Annotated in this window: 2 protein-coding genes and 1 pseudogene; all 3 read left to right on the forward strand. The window is 56.5% G+C overall.

All coding sequences use genetic code 11. The annotated features are described in order from the left end of the window. The first annotated feature begins 168 nt into the window (after positions 1–168). Positions 169–441, forward strand: coding sequence for a CopG family ribbon-helix-helix protein (locus tag ACSSVV_RS20880; protein WP_022989998.1), 273 nt, complete (start codon positions 169–171; stop codon positions 439–441). Beyond that, on the forward strand, positions 438–719 hold the full coding sequence (locus tag ACSSVV_RS20885) for a type II toxin-antitoxin system RelE/ParE family toxin (RefSeq protein ID WP_023012028.1): 282 nt from the start codon (positions 438–440) through the stop codon (positions 717–719). The genes ACSSVV_RS20880 and ACSSVV_RS20885 overlap by 4 nt, the downstream gene beginning before the upstream one ends. A gap of 919 nt (positions 720–1638) precedes the next feature. Next, positions 1639–1847: pseudogene (locus ACSSVV_RS20890) on the forward strand (group II intron reverse transcriptase/maturase); the annotation flags it as partial.

A 1847-nucleotide genomic window follows, 5' to 3' on the forward strand; every position in this document is an offset into this window, starting at 1 on the left:
TAACGGGTTGAGTCAAGTCACTGAATCGCCGTGGTACGTGATCCGTATGCCCGGTGATGTGGGAGGAGGGGCATCGTGAGGTGCCTCCCTATCCCGATTAAATTTTTTGCCGCACCCTCGTAGACTATGTTGTAATACATTGTAGTAGCCAAACTCGAGGGTATAGTCATGAGCGTCACCACGGTTCGCCTTCAAGCAGAAGTTGAACAGCACCTGGAAGCAATTGCTGGCAGGTTGCACCGGAGCAAAGGTTGGGTAATTAACCAAGCATTATCGGAGTACATAGAAAAGCAGCAGCTGGAGCAAGAGCGCTGGAAACAGACCTTAGAAGCAATGGAGTCCGCTGCACAAGGCAAGGTTGTTGATGCCCGCGAGGTTCACAGCTGGCTTAATAGTTGGGGAACCGACAACGAGCAGGATGCACCGAGGTCAGGTAAGTGAAACTGGTTTACACGGACGAAGCCATTGAAGATTTACAGCGCCTCAGGGAGTTCATTGCAGTCCACAATCCTTCGGCGGCAGCCCGGATCGCCACCGAACTGGTTGGCAAAATCGAATTGCTTCCTGATTTTCCCAAGATGGGCACGCCAGTTGAAATGGCACCGGTGCCTGACTCTGTTCGAGATATGGTCTTCGGGAAATATGTCGTTCGATATTCGCTCCATCCCAGTGCCATCATCATTCTCCGGGTATGGCATGGCCTTGAAGGTGAGCGGTAGTAATTTAACCAGGCGCGTCACTCGGATGCCTTTGTCTCCGCTGCGCTGCGACAAAGCCACCGGTGCGCTTCAGCGTTAGCTGGTAGTGCTTTGGTCTTTTTTGGTGGCTGGGTGCCAATGGCCTTGGCCGAAAGTGAGTAGCAAAACTGGTAGTGCGGTGATGTTGCCAAGGCCCGCAAATTGGGCGTGTTGCTGGTAGCTCAATCGGTCAGCGGTATTGGTAGTAATTTGAGTGTTCTGGTCGTGGGGCTGTCCGTCGAGAGCTGGTTCCTTGCTTACCTGCTACTCTGACGTTCAGGTTCATTCCCCGCATCGTTGGCTGTGGTTTAGACAAAGTGCTTCAGCACATTTTGGTGCAAGGGCAGCGGTGCAGGCTGCGATGTTGGTTGCCAAGGATCGGGCTTCATTGATGCCCCCAGCTAACCAGTCGCTGTAGTACGTTCCCGGCCTGACGGCCGTCCACCGGACGCCACTGTCGTGGCGCCGCTAAGCTCAGCGTGTGTGCCGGGCATGGCACAGAACTAGGGAGGTGAAAGTCCTCCTGCCAGGTGTTCGCAGAGCCGAAGGCTAGGAGAAGGGCAAGGGCGTCACCGCGAGGTGGGGTCTGAAGGAAGCCCAATCCAAAGCGGCGGGGCGACGAACAGGAACCCGATACGAGGTGTGGTACATCCGGGGCGAGCGGGCACGTGACCGCGAAGCCCTCCTTCTGCGACCGGGGTGTGCTTTATAAATCGGGCGTTCACGCCGTGAAAGCTCTGTGCCTTACCCCGGGAGGTCTGCCACGTGTGGACGGACCCACTGAGAGACGAGCGATCGCCTCTTATCGCGTGGCAGAAATCAGCCGAGGGCATAGTAGGTTCGCCCGTGAACCGAAGGCCCGAACAGTGACAGGAGTCGAGTATCCGTGCAGGGGAACGGGATGGCATCCGTAAAGCAGCTTGCGCTGCCCCTGGTAAAGCCAGGGGATGAACCCGTTACCGGAAATCGGGAGCACTCGCACTCCGTTCAACCCTCACCATGGATGGCGCGTGTATTGAGCAGGGACAACCTCAATCGCGCCCTGAAACAGGTTCGACGTAACAAGGGAGCGCCGGGCATCGACGGCATGACCGTGGATGAACTGCCGGA

The organism is Marinobacter sp. MBR-105 (genome assembly GCF_053628895.1).

Excerpts from the sequence above, each read along its gene's own strand:
- ACSSVV_RS20880 (WP_022989998.1), top strand. The coding sequence starts at position 169 with ATGAGCGTCACCACGGTTCGCCTTCAAGCAGAAGTTGAACAGCACCTG.